General features: G+C 40.3%; 17 protein-coding genes, 1 tRNA gene, 1 rRNA gene, 1 other RNA gene, 1 pseudogene and 1 other annotated feature. Of the genes and pseudogenes, 15 read left to right on the top strand and 6 right to left on the bottom strand.

The genetic code is table 11. From position 1 onward, the window contains the following. The first annotated feature begins 109 nt into the window (after window positions 1-109). Window positions 110-225: ribosomal RNA gene (gene rrf, locus C9414_RS19135) — 5S ribosomal RNA — on the top strand. Window positions 226-236: 11 nt separating this feature from the next. Here rrf and C9414_RS19130 read toward each other — a convergent pair. After that, entirely contained in the window at window positions 237-1,205 is a 969-nt protein-coding gene (locus C9414_RS19130; RefSeq protein WP_107164286.1) for a YaaC family protein, read from the bottom strand. A 121-nt stretch (window positions 1,206-1,326) separates the two neighbouring features. Between C9414_RS19130 and guaB the strand changes: the two genes are divergently transcribed. Together guaB and C9414_RS19120 are read left to right on the top strand one after the other, a co-directional pair. After that, the gene (gene guaB / locus C9414_RS19125) at window positions 1,327-2,793 is read left to right on the top strand and encodes an IMP dehydrogenase (RefSeq protein ID WP_024426749.1); all 1,467 of its coding nucleotides are present in this window, start codon (window positions 1,327-1,329) and stop codon (window positions 2,791-2,793) included. A 160-nt stretch (window positions 2,794-2,953) separates the two neighbouring features. Continuing rightward, complete coding sequence (locus C9414_RS19120; RefSeq protein WP_039175836.1) at window positions 2,954-4,279, top strand: D-alanyl-D-alanine carboxypeptidase family protein; 1,326 nt, start codon at window positions 2,954-2,956, stop codon at window positions 4,277-4,279. Between the two features lie 42 nt (window positions 4,280-4,321). Here C9414_RS19120 and pdxR read toward each other — a convergent pair whose 3' ends face one another. Then, window positions 4,322-5,800, bottom strand: coding sequence for a MocR-like pyridoxine biosynthesis transcription factor PdxR (pdxR, locus tag C9414_RS19115; RefSeq protein WP_107164285.1), 1,479 nt, complete (start codon window positions 5,798-5,800; stop codon window positions 4,322-4,324). Window positions 5,801-6,046: 246 nt separating this feature from the next. On the opposite strand from pdxR, the gene pdxS reads away from it, so the two are divergent. The 5 genes and pseudogenes from pdxS to C9414_RS19090 all read left to right on the top strand — a co-directional run bounded on the left by pdxS (window position 6,047) and on the right by C9414_RS19090 (window position 10,289). Further along, window positions 6,047-6,931: a pyridoxal 5'-phosphate synthase lyase subunit PdxS gene (pdxS, locus tag C9414_RS19110; RefSeq protein WP_039175840.1), complete on the top strand. Its 885-nt coding sequence runs from the start codon at window positions 6,047-6,049 to the stop codon at window positions 6,929-6,931. A gap of 20 nt (window positions 6,932-6,951) precedes the next feature. After that, window positions 6,952-7,542: a pyridoxal 5'-phosphate synthase glutaminase subunit PdxT gene (pdxT, locus tag C9414_RS19105; RefSeq protein ID WP_107164284.1), complete on the top strand. Its 591-nt coding sequence runs from the start codon at window positions 6,952-6,954 to the stop codon at window positions 7,540-7,542. A gap of 53 nt (window positions 7,543-7,595) precedes the next feature. Further along, window positions 7,596-7,812, top strand: a binding site (T-box leader). A gap of 49 nt (window positions 7,813-7,861) precedes the next feature. After that, the gene (gene serS / locus C9414_RS19100; protein ID WP_039175845.1) at window positions 7,862-9,136 is read left to right on the top strand and encodes a serine--tRNA ligase; all 1,275 of its coding nucleotides are present in this window, start codon (window positions 7,862-7,864) and stop codon (window positions 9,134-9,136) included. 596 nt (window positions 9,137-9,732) lie between these two features. Further along, window positions 9,733-10,068: pseudogene (locus C9414_RS21340) on the top strand (methyl-accepting chemotaxis protein); the annotation flags it as partial. A gap of 128 nt (window positions 10,069-10,196) precedes the next feature. Continuing rightward, window positions 10,197-10,289 (top strand) — tRNA-Ser (locus tag C9414_RS19090). 89 nt (window positions 10,290-10,378) lie between these two features. Here the strand turns inward: C9414_RS19090 and C9414_RS19085 are convergent. From C9414_RS19085 to C9414_RS19070, 4 genes are all read right to left on the bottom strand, one after another. Beyond that, window positions 10,379-11,038: a deoxynucleoside kinase gene (locus tag C9414_RS19085; RefSeq protein ID WP_039175851.1), complete on the bottom strand. Its 660-nt coding sequence runs from the start codon at window positions 11,036-11,038 to the stop codon at window positions 10,379-10,381. Further along, window positions 11,035-11,658, bottom strand: a complete 624-nt coding sequence (locus C9414_RS19080) for a deoxynucleoside kinase (RefSeq protein ID WP_039175853.1) — start codon at window positions 11,656-11,658, stop codon at window positions 11,035-11,037. Before C9414_RS19080 ends, C9414_RS19085 begins: the two co-directional genes overlap by 4 nt. Window positions 11,659-11,743: 85 nt before the next feature. Continuing rightward, window positions 11,744-12,991, bottom strand: coding sequence for a glycosyl hydrolase family 18 protein (locus tag C9414_RS19075; RefSeq protein WP_483295696.1), 1,248 nt, complete (start codon window positions 12,989-12,991; stop codon window positions 11,744-11,746). A gap of 99 nt (window positions 12,992-13,090) precedes the next feature. After that, on the bottom strand, window positions 13,091-13,645 hold the full coding sequence (locus C9414_RS19070; protein ID WP_039175857.1) for a cysteine hydrolase family protein: 555 nt from the start codon (window positions 13,643-13,645) through the stop codon (window positions 13,091-13,093). 79 nt (window positions 13,646-13,724) lie between these two features. Here C9414_RS19070 and tadA point away from each other — a divergent pair, with 79 nt between their 5' ends. The 7 genes from tadA (at window position 13,725) to C9414_RS19035 (ending at window position 18,120) form a co-directional block, all read left to right on the top strand. Beyond that, window positions 13,725-14,201, top strand: a complete 477-nt coding sequence (tadA, locus tag C9414_RS19065) for a tRNA adenosine(34) deaminase TadA (protein ID WP_034284264.1) — start codon at window positions 13,725-13,727, stop codon at window positions 14,199-14,201. Between the two features lie 76 nt (window positions 14,202-14,277). Further along, an RNA gene (gene ffs, locus C9414_RS19060) (signal recognition particle sRNA large type) lies at window positions 14,278-14,542 on the top strand. Between the two features lie 330 nt (window positions 14,543-14,872). Beyond that, window positions 14,873-16,585, top strand: coding sequence for a DNA polymerase III subunit gamma/tau (dnaX, locus tag C9414_RS19055; RefSeq protein WP_047203962.1), 1,713 nt, complete (start codon window positions 14,873-14,875; stop codon window positions 16,583-16,585). A gap of 26 nt (window positions 16,586-16,611) precedes the next feature. Continuing rightward, window positions 16,612-16,935, top strand: coding sequence for a YbaB/EbfC family nucleoid-associated protein (locus C9414_RS19050; protein WP_008342011.1), 324 nt, complete (start codon window positions 16,612-16,614; stop codon window positions 16,933-16,935). A 15-nt stretch (window positions 16,936-16,950) separates the two neighbouring features. Next, window positions 16,951-17,547 (top strand): recombination protein RecR, encoded by a 597-nt coding sequence (gene recR / locus C9414_RS19045; protein WP_107164282.1) that lies wholly within the window; start codon window positions 16,951-16,953, stop codon window positions 17,545-17,547. Between the two features lie 18 nt (window positions 17,548-17,565). Further along, window positions 17,566-17,790, top strand: coding sequence for a YaaL family protein (locus C9414_RS19040; protein ID WP_024425764.1), 225 nt, complete (start codon window positions 17,566-17,568; stop codon window positions 17,788-17,790). A gap of 66 nt (window positions 17,791-17,856) precedes the next feature. Then, window positions 17,857-18,120, top strand: coding sequence for a pro-sigmaK processing inhibitor BofA family protein (locus C9414_RS19035; protein ID WP_034284261.1), 264 nt, complete (start codon window positions 17,857-17,859; stop codon window positions 18,118-18,120). The last annotated feature ends 334 nt before the right edge of the window (window positions 18,121-18,454 follow it).

Here is an 18,454-nt window from a genome sequence, read left to right as displayed (position 1 = left end):
GGTGACACGTGGAGCTGACAGATACTAATAGATCGAGGACTTAACCTATATTCTATTGTGAAGCATGAACATTGTTATCTAGTTTTGAGAGAACATTCTCTCCATCAGGTTTGGTGGCGATAGCGAAGAGGTCACACCCGTTCCCATACCGAACACGGAAGTTAAGCTCTTCAGCGCCGATGGTAGTTGGGGGTTTCCCCCTGTGAGAGTAGGACGCCGCCAAGCTTCTATCAGGATCAGTTCCATTTGGAACTGGTCTTTTTTGTTTTTTCTTCTAACAGCATCATGATGTAAGCTGGGAACTTCTCTTCTGCAATCTCCATGTAGCGTTCAATCATGACGTAATCGTCGCTAATGTATTGAGACAGCAGCTCGTACCACCATTCTGTTTCGTAGCGGGCAATCATACTAAGGTTATACATCAATAAGTAATGGCTGATGATCTCAGGAATCCCTAGAAAAGCATCTCGTGTTGACGGTATAAACCATTGATCCATTTCTAAATCATAATGAAGATGAGTAGCGAGTGCTGGGTTTTCTTCAAGAAATACATCAAACGTCAACTTCTTAGCCTCTCTCTGTTTGAGTTTCCAGCTTGTATGGAACTCAAAATATTCAATAAAGCGTTCAGCAGACATGTTATAAAGTAATGGAATATGATCTTGAATCATCATTCCATTCGCCTTTTCCACTTTAACTAATGTCGAGGGCTGCTTTTGAAACTCAAGAATATGACTCATTTCAGGTATTTTGGACAGAAGATGGATCATTGTAAATCGCTCATCTTCAAGACCCTTTAAATGAAATAGATGCTTTAACACATGCATACATAGCCCGTTTCTTTGGATTTTCACTTCATCTTCGCTAAAGCGGTAATGCTGTTTTTTTCTCTTTCTCGACGTTACGCCATGAGCTAAAACAGAGGTTTGAGAAGGATAATGGGGATCAACTGTCAGCAAACATGCTTTTAGCAGCTGTGCCATTCCATAAAACAATAAAATGGGTTTAAGTTCTAAAGGTGCATTCGCAGCCTGCTCATAAAACGTATGGCCATGTTTTAGAAAGTAAATAAATCGTTCACAGTTTTTATAGGCTTGCTGATTTGCATCTGGAATGTTCCGTTTCTCATATTGTTGAAATAGAAACTTTTGGGAAGTTTCTAGCGAGTAAAAACGTTTTAAATCCTTCCATCCTGAACTTTTCATCTTCTTCCTCAACTCTCTTTATATTTTCTAAAAATTGCAACTGTTTGTTGCTTCCTTGACATGCTGTTTGCTAGTTGATAATCTACATATAATATTTTGCCGAAAAGAGGGGGATTTACTAATGTGGGAAAGTAAATTTTCAAAAGAAGGTTTGACGTTTGACGATGTTTTGCTTGTTCCAGCAAAGTCTGAAGTACTTCCGCGTGATGTCGATTTATCAGTGGAGCTAACAAGTACATTAAAGCTAAACATTCCAATTATCAGTGCTGGAATGGATACAGTGACGGAATCACAAATGGCGATTGCAATGGCACGTCAAGGTGGTCTTGGTATTATTCATAAGAACATGTCCATTGAACAGCAAGCAGAACAGGTGGATAAAGTAAAACGTTCAGAGCGCGGCGTTATTACAAATCCATTCTTCTTAACACCAGAGCATCAAGTATTTGATGCAGAGCATTTAATGGGTAAATACCGTATTTCAGGTGTGCCGATTGTCAACAACGAACAAGACCAAAAGCTTGTTGGTATTATTACGAACCGTGACCTTCGTTTTATTTCGGATTATTCAATGAAGATTAGCGACGTGATGACAAAAGAGGAACTTGTGACAGCTTCTGTTGGTACAACGTTAGAAGAAGCTGAAAAAATCTTACAGCAATACAAGATTGAAAAATTACCTCTCTTAGATGACGAAGGAACGTTAAAAGGTCTTATCACAATCAAAGATATTGAAAAAGTGATTGAATTCCCTAACTCCTCTAAAGATGCACATGGCCGTTTAATTGTTGGTGCCGCTGTTGGTGTCACTGGCGATACAATGACACGTGTGAAAAAATTAGTCGAAGCCAATGTTGATGTTATTGTCATTGATACAGCACACGGTCATTCTCAAGGTGTTCTAAACACTGTATCGAAAATCCGTGAAACGTATCCTTCTCTTAACATCATTGCTGGTAATGTTGCAACAGCTGAAGCAACAAAAGCATTGTTTGAAGCAGGAGCAGATATTGTGAAAGTCGGTATCGGACCAGGATCTATCTGTACAACACGTGTTGTTGCAGGTGTTGGTGTACCACAAATCACAGCGATCTATGACTGTGCAACAGAAGCAAGAAAACATGGTAAAGCTATTATTGCAGATGGTGGAATTAAATATTCAGGTGATATCGTGAAAGCACTAGCATCTGGCGGACATGCTGTTATGCTGGGAAGCCTTCTAGCTGGTACATCTGAAAGCCCAGGAGAAACAGAAATTTTCCAAGGTAGACGCTTCAAAGTTTATCGTGGTATGGGTTCTGTTGCTGCAATGGAAAAAGGAAGTAAAGATCGTTACTTCCAAGAAGATAATAAAAAGTTCGTTCCTGAAGGAATTGAAGGCCGTACACCATACAAAGGGCCAGTCGTTGACACAGTGTATCAACTAGTTGGCGGTATTCGTTCTGGTATGGGCTATTGTGGAACACAGGATTTACGTACTCTTAGAGAAGAAGCACAGTTCATTCGTATGACGGGTGCAGGACTTCGTGAGAGTCATCCACATGATGTACAAATTACAAAAGAATCACCAAACTACACAATTTCTTGATAAATTGTGACAATCAAATTACATTTGACAGGGTCTATGACTCTGTCTATTTTTTTTGTCTTTATTGTGATAAAATTTATACTGTTGTGTTGAAATAAGCCCTTGTGGATTACATATATATGAAAAACGTCGAAAAAAGATGAATACGGAGGTATGACGATTGAACAGCAAGATGTTGAAACAGCTTATGGTCTCTATCCTTGCATTGGCATTGATTGTTACAGCATTTACACCAATGTCCAAAGCAAAGGCTGCTGAAGATCCATTCAGTGTGAATGCGAAAGCAGCGATCCTTATTGAAGCTTCTACAGGTAAAATTCTTTATAGTAAAAACGCAGATCAAAGACTGCCTATTGCAAGTATGGCAAAAATGATGACCGAGTATCTATTACTAGAGGCGATTGCTGAAGGTAAAGTGAAATGGGATCAAAAGTATACGCCAGATGATTATGTATACGAAATTTCTCAGGACCGCAGTTTATCTAACGTTCCTTTGAGAAAAGATGGTTCGTATACAGTAAAAGAACTTTATCAAGCAACGGCTATTTATTCGGCAAATGCAGCAGCGATTGGTTTAGCAGAAGTGATTGCTGGATCAGAATCGAAGTTTGTTGAAAAAATGAACGCAAAAGCAAAAGAACTTGGTTTAACAAACTACAAATTCGTGAATGCAACCGGTCTGGAAAATAAAGACTTACATGGCCAACAGCCAAAAGGTACTGGTCCTGATGAAGAAAGTGAAGTATCGGCAAAAGATATGGCATTGCTTGCACAGCATCTCATCAAAGACCATCCAGAAATTCTTGAAACAGCAAGTATTGCAAAAACAAAGTTCAGAGAAGGCACTGACGATGAAATGGACATGCCTAACTGGAACTTCATGCTTAAAGGACTTGTGAAGGAATATAAAGGTGTAGACGGTCTGAAAACAGGTTCTACAGATTCAGCCGGTTCTAGCTTCACAGGTACGGCAAAACAAGGTGACATGCGCGTCATTGCCGTCATCCTAAATGCAAAAGGTAATCTTCATACAGCACGTTTCGACGTGGCAAAAAAACTGTTCGACTATGCGTTTAAAAACTTCACGATGAAAGAAATGTACAAAAAAGGTCAACAAATCAAAGGACATGAAAACATCGCAGTTGATAAAGGCAAAGATAAAGAAGTACCTGTTGTGACGAAAGAAGCATTTTCTGTGCCAGTAAAAAATGGTGACGAAAAGAGCTATAAAGCAAAAGTAAATATCGAGAAAAAGAACTTAGAAGCTCCTATTAAAAAAGGAACGAAGGTTGGCATGCTGACAACTTCTTATTCTGGTGATGAGAAGGACTACGGCTATTTAAATAAAGACCAATCAGGTGTTGAGCTTGTGACGAAAACAGGCGATGAAAAAGCAAACTGGTTCATCCTAGCAATGCGCGGTGTAGGTGGATTTTTCGCTGGCATTTGGGGCGGAATCGTTGACACAGTAAAAGGTTGGTTCTAATAAAAAAACTGCTCTCTATTCATGAGAGCAGTTTTTTTATCGTTAAAAGAAGAGCGATTGCTTCTGATTTTGAGGAGTCGATAAAGCTTGCTGAAAAATATCACATAACTTTTCCACGCCTTCGGTCAGTGCTTTTTCATTCACATAGGAAAAGCTGAGGCGGATATAATTCTGCTTCGGCTCTCCAGGATAGCAGACAGAACCAGGAAGAAAGGTGATTTGCTGCTTGCGTGCTTCATGCAACAGTGCTCGTGTATCGACCCAGGAAGGAAAGCTAAGCCATAAATTGAGCCCGCCCTGTGGAATTTGCCACGTTACATCTTTCGGTGCGTGCTTCGTTAACACATCCATCATCAAATCGCGTCTCACTTTCAAGGCGGTTCTTAGTTTCTTCGTATGATCAATCATTTTCTTCGATGTCAGAAACGGCAATATGGCCTTTTGTGTGAGGAGAGGGCTGCCTAAGTCATTATTGGCCTTTGCAGCTAATAAACGGTTAAATATCGATCCTGAGGCTGTGATAATCCCGATTCTGCATCCTGGAGCCAGTGTTTTACTTAATCCTCGTAAATAAATGACGTGTCCATCATGATCCAAGCTTTTAATAGGTGCTGGCGGCTTCTTTTCAAAATAAAGCTCGCGATAAGGGTCATCTTCTACAATGAGACAATCAATACTTTGAGCTAGTAAGAGAAGCTGTTTTCTACGCTTCATCGACATACTGGCCCCTGTTGGACTGTGGAAAGTAGGAATCGTATAGATGAGTTTCGGTTTATATTTATCACAAATGCTTTGAAGCTGTTTCATGTTCATCCCTTCATGATCGACAGGGACGGTAATGATTCTTGCTCCTCTGCCCATAAAGACATCAATGGCCCCAGGGTATGTCGGTGCTTCCATGACCACCACATCATCCGGCCCAATAAACGTACGTGCCACCAAATCAAGCCCTTGCTGAGAACCACTTGTTACTAGGATATTTTCAGGTGTAGACGGCACATCCAACTTTTCTAAGAAAGACTGAATGACTTGCCGCAGCTGAAGATCACCTTGTATCTCACCATACTTCGACATGATTTGGGGATGCCTGGCTAGTACATGCTGCATTTCTTTTTCTAAATACCGGTTGGGCAAAAGCCCTGGATCGATCATAGAGGAAGAAAGGTTAATGGCTTCTTCGACATAGTGATACTGAGCGAATTGAGACCGTGGTAAATAATCTGGAATCGACAACTGCCAATCGAAAGAAGTAGATGATGGAACCGGAATCTCTGCCTGCTCTTGCTGCTCATCCACAAAAGTTCCTTTACCTTGCACCGTCTTTAAATATCCGTCGTCCTTTAATCGGGTGTATGCCTTTGCTGCCGTGACAAGACTCACATTGAGCTGCTTAGCTAAGTCACGGACAGTTGGCAGCTTTTCTCCTTGCTGAAGCAAACCTGATTGAATGTGGTCAATAATTGAAAAGTAAATTTGATTTGAAAGAGATGTATCAGTGTGTCGATGGATATCAATATGCATGAAACCCCTCCATAGAATACAACATTGTTATACATGAATTTTACTTGTTATAGTTGCATTATAGCATGTAAATCACACTTGAAAGAGAAAATGACATGATTTTAGCTGGAAACCCTTTATATACAAGGGTTTATTCTTTTTTATCGGCTGTTTGAATTGTTATACTATTCTCTTTATTGTTATACTTTCTCGCTTGTATGATAAAGATGTTGAATTAATCGAATAGACAAATGGGAGGAAACTATTGTGAGCAATAAGGGAACTGAACGAGTGAAACGTGGAATGGCAGAAATGCAAAAGGGTGGCGTCATTATGGATGTCGTCAATGCGGAGCAGGCAAAAATTGCAGAAGAAGCAGGTGCGGTGGCAGTCATGGCATTAGAACGAGTACCAGCTGATATCCGTGCAGCAGGCGGTGTTGCCCGTATGGCAGACCCAAGAATCGTAGAGGAAGTACAAAATGCCGTAACGATTCCAGTCATGGCAAAAGCACGTATCGGCCACATCGTCGAGGCTCGTGTTCTTGAAGCACTTGGTGTTGATTATATCGATGAGAGTGAAGTGCTGACGCCCGCAGATGAAGAATTCCATTTAAATAAAAATGAATACACAGTACCTTTTGTCTGTGGATGCCGCGACTTAGGTGAGGCAACCCGCCGTATCGCAGAAGGCGCTTCTATGCTTCGTACAAAAGGAGAGCCTGGGACAGGCAACATTGTAGAAGCTGTTCGTCATATGAGAAAGGTCAATGCTCAGATTCGTAAAGTATCAGCCATGAGTGAAGATGAACTGATGACAGAAGCCAAGAACCTTGGCGCGCCTTATGAATTATTGCTGCAAATCAAAAGAGATGGCAAGCTGCCAGTTGTGAACTTTGCAGCTGGAGGCGTTGCAACACCAGCAGATGCAGCGTTAATGATGCAGCTTGGAGCAGATGGTGTATTTGTCGGATCTGGTATCTTCAAATCAGACAATCCAGCTAAATTCGCCAAAGCGATTGTTGAAGCAACAACTCATTACACTGATTACCGTCTCATTGCAGAACTTTCAAAAGAGCTTGGAACTGCTATGAAAGGAATTGAAATTTCAAATCTACTGCCAGAAGAACGTATGCAAGAGCGTGGCTGGTAATTAAGGGAGCGCAAACGAACATGCTGACAATTGGTGTACTAGGGCTTCAAGGAGCGGTGAGAGAGCATATTCAATCGATTGAAGCCTGTGGAGCAGAAGGAAAGATCATCAAACGAGTAGAAGAGCTAGAATCCGTTGATGGTTTGATTATCCCCGGTGGAGAAAGTACGACGATGAGAAGACTCATGGATACGTACCAATTCATTGATCCGATCAAAGCATTCGCTGCTCAAGGGAAACCGATTTTCGGTACATGTGCCGGTTTGATTATGCTGGCAAAGCATATCGAGGATCGAGAAGATGCTCATCTTGGATTGTTAAATGTATCTGTTGCTCGGAACTCTTTTGGCAGACAGGTAGACAGCTTTGAAGCAGATTTAGAAGTAAAAGGACTGGATGCACCGTTTACAGGGGTGTTCATCCGTGCGCCTCATATCATCAGCGCAGATGATCACGTAGAAATTATGGCTGAATATGATGGCAGGATTGTGATGGCGAAAGAAAACAATCTCCTAGGCTGCTCTTTTCATCCAGAGCTGACAGACGATCACCGGTTAACGCAGCTGTTTGTTGAGATGGTGAAGTCCTACAAAACGAAGCTTGCTGTATAAAACGGTTGAAAAGAGATAAAACTTATAGTACATTAAAAACACAATCAAAGATCGAAAAAGCGTTGACGGGAAATAGTAAGAAGCCCCTCTTTCTCAGAGAGCCGATGGTTGGTGAGAATCGGTGAAAGATGCATTCTGAATCCATCCTTGAGCGAAATGCTGAAACAAGAGAAGTAAGCATTTACGGTGATACCGTTACAGAGGAAAGAGGAAAGCATGCTTCTGCATGTTTTCAATCAGGGTGGCAACGCGAGAGCTCTCGTCCCTTTCATGGGATGAGGGCTCTTTTTATTTTTCGATAAAAAAAGGAGTGTTATACATGCTGGATATTAAACAACTGCGTACGGACTTTGATCAAATCAAAGAAAAATTAGCACACCGAGGCGAAGATTTAGCGGATTTTGATAAGTTTGGTGAGCTAGATCAAAAAAGAAGAGAATTAATCGGGAAAACAGAAGAATTAAAGAGCCGAAGAAATGAAGTATCACAGCAAGTAGCCGTTCTAAAAAGAGAAAAGAAAGACGCCGATCACATTATTCAAGAAATGCGTGAGGTAGGAGATGAGATCAAGAAGCTGGATGATGAGCTAAGAACAGTAGAAGAAAGCCTGCAGCACATCCTGTTCTCAATTCCAAATATCCCCCATGACTCTGTACCAGTTGGTGAAACAGAAGACGACAACGTGGAAGTGAGAAAATGGGGCGAACAGCCAGCCTTCTCATTTGAACCAAAACCACATTGGGACGTAGCTGATGAGCTCAACATCCTTGATTTTGAACGTGCAGGAAAAGTGACAGGAAGCCGTTTCGTTTTTTATAAAGGGCTTGGCGCACGCTTAGAGCGCGCATTGTATAATTTTATGCTTGATTTACATGTGGATGAGTTTGGTTTTACTGAAGTGCTTCCACCTTATATGGTCAACAGAGCGAGCATGACAGGAACTGGTCAGCTTCCAAAATTCGAAGAGGATGCCTTTAAAATTCGCGAAGAAGATTACTTCCTCATTCCAACAGCCGAAGTCCCGATTACCAACATGCATCGTGACGAAATCCTCGATGGTGAACAGCTGCCAATTAACTATGCAGCATTCAGTGCTTGCTTCAGATCAGAAGCTGGATCTGCCGGCAGAGATACACGTGGACTTATCCGTCAGCATCAATTTAACAAAGTAGAGCTCGTGAAATTTGTCAGACCAGAAGATTCTTATGAAGAATTAGAGAAATTAACAAATCAAGCAGAAAAAGTGCTTCAGCTATTGAACCTGCCATACCGTGTCATGAGCATGTGTACGGGAGATTTAGGCTTCACGGCTGCGAAGAAATACGATATCGAAGTATGGATCCCGAGCCAGAATACGTACCGTGAAATTTCTTCATGCAGTAACTTCGAAGCATTCCAAGCAAGACGCGCAAACATTCGTTTCCGCCCAGAGCCTAAAGCGAAGCCAGAACATGTTCACACATTAAATGGATCTGGATTAGCGGTAGGAAGAACCGTAGCGGCTATTTTAGAAAACTATCAACAAGAGGATGGAACAGTAATCATTCCTGAAGTGCTGCGTCCTTACATGGGAAATAAAGAAGTGATGAAATAAGATGCCGCCAAGGCATCTTATTCTTTTTACCAAAAGTCCTACAGTTTTCCTGAATTTAGCCGATAAAAAGAGTAAAAGCTTCTAGGAAAGAAGGAATAATCTTGAATAGGCTTGACTATTATGTTGAAATGGCTCAATTACTTAGAAAGGTACTAGATGAAAGTATTCTTTTCGGTATCACGGATACAGAGAAGGTACTTTGTTATTACCCGTCTAACACAATAGATTTTGGTATGAAAGTTGGGGACCCATTAAACCCAGAAGACCAAAATGTGGCGACGACATTAAGAGGACAAGAATATGACGGTTACTTACCAGAAACACTATATGGTTATGAAGTTGCTGTAAAAGGTTACCCGATTTTTGATGAAGATAGAAAAGTAATTGGCTCTTTTTTAGTGGCATTTACATATCATCGTGAAAAAAAATTAAGCGGTTATATGGAGCAAATCAATAAAGTAGCGAAAGAACTCCAAGGTGGAATTGAGCAAATTGCTGCACATTCACAAGAGCTGGCTGCCACAAGTTTAGAAATAAGCGAACAGGCAGGAAGAGCGGAAGAGAAATCTGCGAATATTGAAGAAGTCGTCAAAACCATTGGCGGAATCGCTAGACAAACAAATCTGCTAGGTTTAAATGCTGCAATTGAAGCCGCAAGAGCAGGTGAGAATGGAAAAGGGTTCGCTGTCGTGGCTGATGAAGTGCGTAAATTATCAGATGGCTCGAAGGAAGCGGCTGAAACCATTAATACATTTTTAAAAGAAATCCAAGACAGCATTGGCACTTTGTCTGAAAACATCTCACAAATCAGCAGCTCAACAAATGAACAAGCCGAACAAGTGACAGACTTTACGAAGATTATCGAATCATTAAATGAGTTTAAAGTAGAAATGAATCAGTTTATTGAAGAAATGAGACAGGATACGAAATAGATCAAGAGCAGCCATCAATGGCTGCTTTTTTATAGGCAAATATCATGCCGAAATCACAAATTGAAATTTTTTTCGAAAAGATGTTGACTTCAAATAAAATGATATGGTATATTAATTCTTGTCGATACGGAGGAATACCCAAGTCCGGCTGAAGGGATCGGTCTTGAAAACCGACAGGGGTGTCAAAGCCCGCGGGGGTTCGAATCCCTCTTCCTCCGCCATATTGATTTTTTACCTTAGTTGAATTGAACGCAAGCATAAAAATTGGAAATTGTCAAACCGCTGCATTTCGCGAATGCAGCGGTTTTTTTTATTTTGTTTTAGAGCGATTTTTTTGAATAACAGAAGCTATTTCATGAAGAATGGGATCAAGTGAACTTTCATCATGAAGTAAGTCGTAATCTTCAATATTAATTTTAATCACTGGGCATAAATCAAATTGTTCGATCCACTCTGTGTATCGAGTGTACATTTCTTCCCAATAAGCCCGGTCAGTTTGAGTTTCCATTTCTCTGCCGCGTTCTTCAATACGATGTAAAATATGATCTAAATCCCCGTGCAGATAGATGAGGACATCAGGGTGAGGGAAGTAAGGTGTCATCACCATCGCCTCAAATAGGCTTGTATATGTTTCATAATCGACCTCAGACATCGTACCTTTGTCCGCATGCATTTTTGCAAAAATGCCAGTGTCCTCATAAATGGAACGATCTTGTACATATCCTCCGCCAGATTCAAAAATCCGCTTTTGCTCCTTAAAACGCTCAGCCAGGAAATAGACCTGTAAGTGGAAGCTCCATCTTTGGAAATCTGAATAAAAAGGCTCTAAATATGGGTTATCATCTACTTTTTCAAGAGACGTTTGAAACCCTAGCTTGTCTGCTATTGTTTTGGTCATAGTGGATTTGCCGACACCAACAGTCCCGGCAATTGTGATGACTGCGTCCTTTGGTATTTCGATCTTGTTCATAGCACTTGCTCCTTTATGTTCTGTACAATTTGCTGGTAATCTTGCTGTGAGGAAACGAAGTCTGTATGATCTCCTTCAATTGTAATGATAGGAAGCCCTGGCTCAGTCTGTTTTAAATGTTCAATGGCCAGCTCATAATCTTCAATGAGTGTTTTTAAATAAGCTGGGTCAATGTCTTCTTCAAAAGAGCGTCCTCTCATCTGTATTCTCTCAAGTAAGGTGGGAAGGCTGGCTTTTATATAGATCATGGCATTTGGTTTAGGAAGATCATCTGTTAGCAGGTGATAGATCTTTCTGTATTTATCCATGTGCTTTTTTGATAATGTTCTTTCTGCAAATATCATATTTTTATAGACATGATAATCAGTGACAACCGGCTGCTGTTTATTCACATAGTTTTCTTCAATTAATTCTAACTGTTTGAACCGATTGCATAAAAAGAACATCTCAAGCTGAAAGCTCCATTGTTCCATATCTTCATAAAATTTATCTAAGAATGGATTTTCTTCTACAATCTCTTTTACTAAAGGAAATTGAAATTCCTTTGCAAGCATTGTAGCCAAAGTTGTTTTTCCGGCTCCAATTGGGCCTTCCACTGCAATAAAAGGGGCAGGATACATAGGCGTTCTCCTCTATCTATAAAGTTAAAGTTGTCAAACCAATGTATATTGTACCATACCCCTTCTAATAGATAGAGCGAATGGATTACGATGTCGTTCTTTTTTCAATATTAAATTGATCTGATAATAAGAGCCAATTTTGTGGGAAAGATAGACCTAATTTCCAATAAGCAATTCCGTTCAAATTTAGCTCTTTGATGAGGTTGAATTTTGCTTGAATCGACCTAGCGTCTTCGAACCAGACTTCATGCTCTTTGTTGTTAGCATCTGTATAACGAAAATGAGGTGCTTGTGCTGTTTCGTCGTATAGGATAGAGACATTGTGCTGTCTAGCAAGTGCAATTGCTTGTTGAGGACTGACGGCTTTGGCGATCGGGCCGCCTTGGACGAAAGGAAGTGTCCAATCATAGCCATATAAATTCTGTCCCATTACAATTTTATTGGCTGGTATGACAGTTAGTGCATATTCAATGACTTGGCGGACAGGTCCAATTGGAGAGACAGCTTGTGCAGGGCCGCCGCTGTATCCCCATTCATAGGTCATCAACACAACATGATCGACGATCTTACCGATCGCTTCATAGTCATGGGCTTCATACCATTTGCCCTTTTGCTGACTACTTGTTTTTGGTGCAAGTGCAACAGATATTGTCCATCCTTCTTGATGGAAACGAGCTGTTGCCTCTCTTAAAAATTGAATATAAGCATCTTTATCAACAGGGCGTAAATATTCAAAATCAAAATGGATTTCCTTGAATTGATACTTTTTGGCAACACGAACAATTTCATTTAAAAATGCCGTTTTGACAGATTGATTAGTTAAAAGAATACGGCCAAGTTCATCACTGAATTTTTCATTCTCTAGATTCGTCACCACCATGGTTAATACAGTTCTGTTCTGAGCGGCAATCTGGGGTAGTTGGTCTAAAGGTGGTTCTCGCAGCGTCCCATCTCTTTGTGCTTGAAAACTAAAGACGTCTAAATGGGTTAAGTATGGGGAGGCCTCTCTGGCTGCCTGCTTTAAGTTTTCACTGACTTGATCTCCACGTGGTTCAATATAAGCATTAGAATTAATGTTCCTTTTCGGTCTTTGTGGAATATAGAGCAAGAAGCGAATAGGTAGTATCGCTTCAGGTCGAATTCTGTTCACACGTGCCAACTCTTCCACTGAGATTTGAAACCGTCTACCAATTTGATATAGTGTGTCATTTTGTTTGACCTCATAAAATTGACCTCTAATTGGAATGACAATTGTTTGTCCAATGACGAGTTGATTTGGTGTTTCGATTTCGTTAGTACGGATGATTTCATTGACTGTCGTTTTAAAACGCATGGCAATGTCGTTTAAAGTATCTCCTCTTTTGACAACATAAATTTGAATAGTCAACGCCCCCTTTGTTATTGCTAACAATTTATGAGGGTTATGGCTAAATCATGTTTGATTTTCATTCGTGATTTCCTTAGCGGTGGTGATTTTTGCTAGAAGGACGTTCTCCATCATCGTTAAAGCGTAGTCGTTATCTCTGTCGTCGTTTGAAGCGATACAATCTTTAGGTACAATTAGATTGTATTCTCGCATGTACGCGTCATTTGCAGTGAACAAAACGCATATGTTTCCGGCAATTCCAGTTAGAATGATGTCCTCAACACCTAATTCATTTAAGAGTGTCTCTAGTGCAGTACCGTAGAAGGCAGAATGCTTAGGTTTAATTAAGAAGTAATTATCTTTAGATGGAGTCATTTTCTCTAAAATAGGAGCGCTTCTTTCGTTTTTGCATGTTTCCAGAACAGCTTGGATATCAGCCTTCCAAAGTCCGTAGTGATCGTTGATATAAATGATTGGCCAATTTTCCTTGAAAGCATGTTCTTTAAGAGCTAAAATTTTATTGGTCATTTGCTCTGTTTTTTCTGCAAGCACATGTCCCATTTCAAAATCAAAATTATTAATCATGTCGATAATAAGCAGCGCCTTTTGGTGCTTTGACAAATTAAGACCCCCTTTAAAAGATTGTGATAATATGTTAACCTCAATTTCCTTTTAAAAAACATGAAAAGAGAGCCGTGCCATGACGAAAGATGAACAGTTTATGCAAGAAGCCATTTCCGAAGCCTTAAAAGCAGAACAAATAGGAGAAGTGCCGATTGGTGCCATCATAGTTGTTGATGACCAAATCGTGAGCCGGGCTCATAATTTAAGGGAAAGTGAGCAGCGTTCAATTGCACATGCAGAATTACTTGCTATTGATGAAGCATGTAAAGCGACAGGGAGCTGGCGTTTAGAAGATGCTGTTCTTTACGTTACGCTTGAACCATGCCCAATGTGTGCAGGTGCTATTGTTCTCTCTAGAGTGAAAAAGGTTGTTTTTGGTGCATACGATCCAAAAGGTGGATGTGCAGGTACTTTAATGAATTTATTGGATGATGAACGGTTTAATCATCAGTCTGAGGTCATCGGTGGTGTACTTGAAAATGAGTGTGGTGAGCTGTTAAGTCAGTTCTTCCGAAATCTCCGTCAGCGAAAGAAACAAGCCAAAAGTAAATGAATGGATGTCGTTTGCAATTTGAGCTATAAGAAGGTATACTTATGTCTGCGTCACTAACAATTTAATATTCATTTTGCCGTGCTAAGCGGGGAGGTAGCGGTGCCCTGTACTCGCAATCCGCTCTAGCGAGGCCGAATCCCTTCTCGAGGTTCGTTTACTTCAAGGTCTGCCTTAAATAAGTGGTGTTGACGTCTGGGTCCTGCGCAATGGGAATTCATGAACCATGTCAGGTCCGGAAGGAAGCAGCATTAAGTGAAACCTCTCATGTGCCGCAGGGTTGCCTGGGCCGAGCTAACTGTTTAAGTAACGCTTGGGGTAGCGAATCGACAGAAGGTGCACGGTAAATCAATATTAAATGTAACTCATCTAGTTTATCTAGGTGAGTTTTTTGTTGCTGTTCAAAGGATAGCTCAACTGCTTTAGTTATACAAATAGATAAAAAGTCTTTTTGGCGCCATTTGTTTTTTTCACTAATTGTAACAAGAACTGGTGTTCTATTTGGGGTTTCAGGTCTTTTCACAAAGCTAGAAAATACGTTTTTAATGCATGAAAAGTAGAAACTCTATAATTGAAATCATCTTTTTGGCATATTAGAAAATAAAGGTGTGCTTTTGAATTGATCGGTGCATCATGTATAATGAAAAGGATGATAAATGGAGGAGGGCGTATTTGTGAGTTATCAAGCTTTATATCGAGTGTTCAGACCTCAAGTTTTTGAGGATGTTGTTGGACAAGAACACATCACAAAAACGTTGCAAAATGCCCTTTTGCAGAAAAAGTTTTCTCATGCTTACTTATTTTCAGGTCCTAGAGGAACAGGTAAAACAAGTGCTGCCAAAATCTTTGCAAAGGCAGTGAACTGTGAAAAGTCACCTGTTAGTGAGCCATGTAATGAATGTGATGCCTGTAAAGGAATTACAAACGGTTCAATTTCAGACGTGATTGAAATAGATGCTGCCTCGAATAACGGGGTAGATGAAATCCGAGATATACGTGATAAAGTGAAATTTGCTCCTTCGGCGGTTACATATAAGGTTTATATTATAGATGAAGTACATATGCTCTCTATCGGTGCATTTAATGCCCTCCTTAAAACGCTGGAAGAACCGCCTGCTCATTGTATCTTTATTTTGGCTACCACAGAGCCTCATAAGATTCCTCTTACCATCATATCTCGTTGTCAGCGATTTGATTTTAAACGAATCACGACCAAAGATATTGTTGGGAGAATGGAGAAAATTGTAGATGCAGAAGGCCTAAACGTACAAGAGGGCTCGCTCGAGATTATTGCTAGTGCAGCTGATGGCGGTATGCGTGATGCACTAAGTCTCTTAGATCAAGCGATCTCATTTAGTGGTGAACAATTGACAATTGATGATGCGCTGCTCATTACAGGTGCTGTATCTCAGCATTTCATTAGTCAGCTTGCTGAAGCAATTTTTGATCAAAATATTGCCACAGCGTTAGATACATTAAATGAATTGCTTCAGCAGGGGAAAGATGCTGCTAAATTAATAGAGGATATGATTTTTTACTTTAGAGATATGCTGCTTTATAAAACGGCACCAGATCTCGAGGGTGTCCTTGAAAAGGTAAAGGTCGACGAAAGTTTCGTGGCGCTGTCAGATCGTGTGACACCTCAGTTTCTGTATGAAACAATTGAAGTCCTGAATAAAAGCCACCAAGAAATGAAATGGACAAATCATCCTAGGATTTTCTTTGAGGTAGCTGTTGTAAAGCTGTGTCAGTCAACGGCAGGATTGACACAAGGTCATGCTGACGCTGATTTAACGGCGCTAACAGATAAAATAAACAGGCTGGAACAGGAACTCTCAAGGCTAAGAGCCGAAGGGGTACCAATGTCTCCATCTCATAGCCTTCAAGAAAAAAAGGAAGCGCCTCGACCACAAACGAGTAACAAAAATGGCTATCGTGCTCCTGTCGGCCGAATTCATGAGATTCTAAAAGAAGCGAAACGGCCTGAGTTAGAAAAAATTAAAGGCAAATGGGGAGAGCTCCTTGCCCAGTTGAAACAGCAGAATAAAGTGTCTCACGCTGCGTTATTAACGGACAGTGAGCCAGTTGCGGCTGCTTCGCATGCCTTTGTTTTAAAATTCAAGTTTGAAATACATTGTAAAATGGTTGCTGAAGATAAAAGCGGCGTTCGAACCAATCTTGAACAACTGCTAGAGTCTATGTTAGGAAAAAGAGTGGAATTAGTTGGCGTTCCTGACGCTCAATGGGGTAAAATAAGAGAAGAATTTTTAAGAGATCATCAGCCGGATGAACAAGCAGATGGTCAGGGAACTTCTACTGAAGAGGATCCATTGATTGCGGAAGCAAAGAAATTAGTAGGAACCGATTTAATTGAAATTAAAGATTAATAAAAATGAAAGAGAGTGGTGTTCATATGCGCGGTGGAATGGGAAATATGCAAAAAATGATGAAACAAATGCAAAAAATGCAAAAGGATATGGCAAAGGCTCAAGAAGAGCTTGCAGAAAAAGTTCTTGAAGGTACAGCTGGTGGCGGTATGGTCACTGTAAAAGTAAATGGACAAAAAGAAGTCGTTGATGTAGCAATTAATGAAGAAGTTGTTGATCCAGAAGATATCGATATGCTTCAAGATCTTGTTCTTGCTGCGACAAACGATGCATTGAAAAAAGTCGATGAGCTAACGAATGAAACGATGGGTCAATTCACAAAAGGAATGAACATGCCAGGTTTATTCTAGGAGGAATAACTGAAGATGCAATATCCTGAACCAATATCAAAGCTGATTGACAGCTTTATGAAATTGCCAGGAATCGGACCGAAAACTGCGGTCCGTCTGGCTTTTTTTGTTCTTAGTATGCAGGAAGATGTCGTACTAGATTTTGCGAAGGCGCTTGTAAATGCAAAGCGTAATTTAACTTATTGTTCGGTATGCGGTCATATTACAGACGAAGATCCTTGCTATATTTGTGAAGATACAAGAAGAGATCAATCTGTTATCTGTGTAGTGCAGGATCCAAAAGATGTAATCGCAATGGAAAAAATGAAAGAATACAACGGCTTATATCATGTGCTTCATGGTGCCATTTCGCCAATGGACGGAATTGGTCCAGAGGATATTAAAATTCCTGACCTATTAAAAAGACTGCAAGACGATCAAGTGACAGAGGTGATCCTTGCAACCAATCCAAACATTGAAGGAGAAGCAACAGCCATGTATATCTCCAGATTGTTAAAACCATCAGGAATTAAACTCTCTCGCATTGCTCACGGACTTCCAGTAGGCGGAGATTTAGAGTATGCGGATGAAGTCACACTGTCTAAGGCTCTAGAAGGCAGACGTGAGATGTAGGAAGGAGAAGTACGGTACATGGGTTTTCTTCGCAGAAAATCAATTCGAAAAGAATTCGATGAGAAATTAATTCAACAGCTTTTTAAGCAAAAAGAAGAATGGAACAGACAAAAAAAGCTTGTCGCAAATAGCGTTGAGCCTTCACCGGACATTCTATTCGAATTAAAGCTTGCTCAAGCGAAGTACTTTTTCTATCTGAGAGAAGCGAAAAAGAGGAATTTACGTTTAAATAACTGGAAATAGCAGGTCTATTGTACATAATCTTCTCATATGCTTGTACTATTCATATGAAGAGGGGATGAGAGGATTATGGAACCTGTTATTGTGATCGGGTCAATTTTGCTAGCTGTGCTATTGTTGTTTATGTCAGGTGTGCAGGCGAATCCATTCAAATGGTTAGGGCTTATCGGAGTAAAGTTTGTGGCAGGCGCTCTTTTTTTATTTTGCCTCAACCTATTTGGCGAGAGTCTAGGATTACATGTCTCTATTAATCCTGTAACGAGTGGAATTAGCGGTTTATTGGGTATTCCAGGTGTAGCTGCTTTAATTGTAATTGAAAAGTTTATTATTTAATGAAAAATATTGTTGACTTTGATTCGGCAGGATGGTAAATTAGTATACGTCGCTGATGACGAAGAAACGAAAAAACATAATAACAAAAAAGTTGTTGACACTAATAACTTTGATGTGATAAGATGTTCTAGTCGCTTCTGAAGCGGTAAACAAGTTCTTTGAAAACTAAACAAGACAAAACGTACCTGTTAATTCGAGTTTTTATAAAAAAATCCTATGATACTTCATAGGTAGTCAGTCAAACGCTGACGAAAAACAAAACTTCGGTTTTGTACTTTTTCGGAGAGTTTGATCCTGGCTCAGGACGAACGCTGGCGGCGTGCCTAATACATGC

Origin of the sequence: Bacillus sp. Nf3 (genome assembly GCF_003028545.1) — a bacterium.
GTDB lineage: Bacteria > Bacillota > Bacilli > Bacillales > Bacillaceae > Bacillus > Bacillus safensis.
Note: the sequence above shows the minus strand (reverse complement) of the source record. Positions and strands in the feature narration are given on the sequence as shown.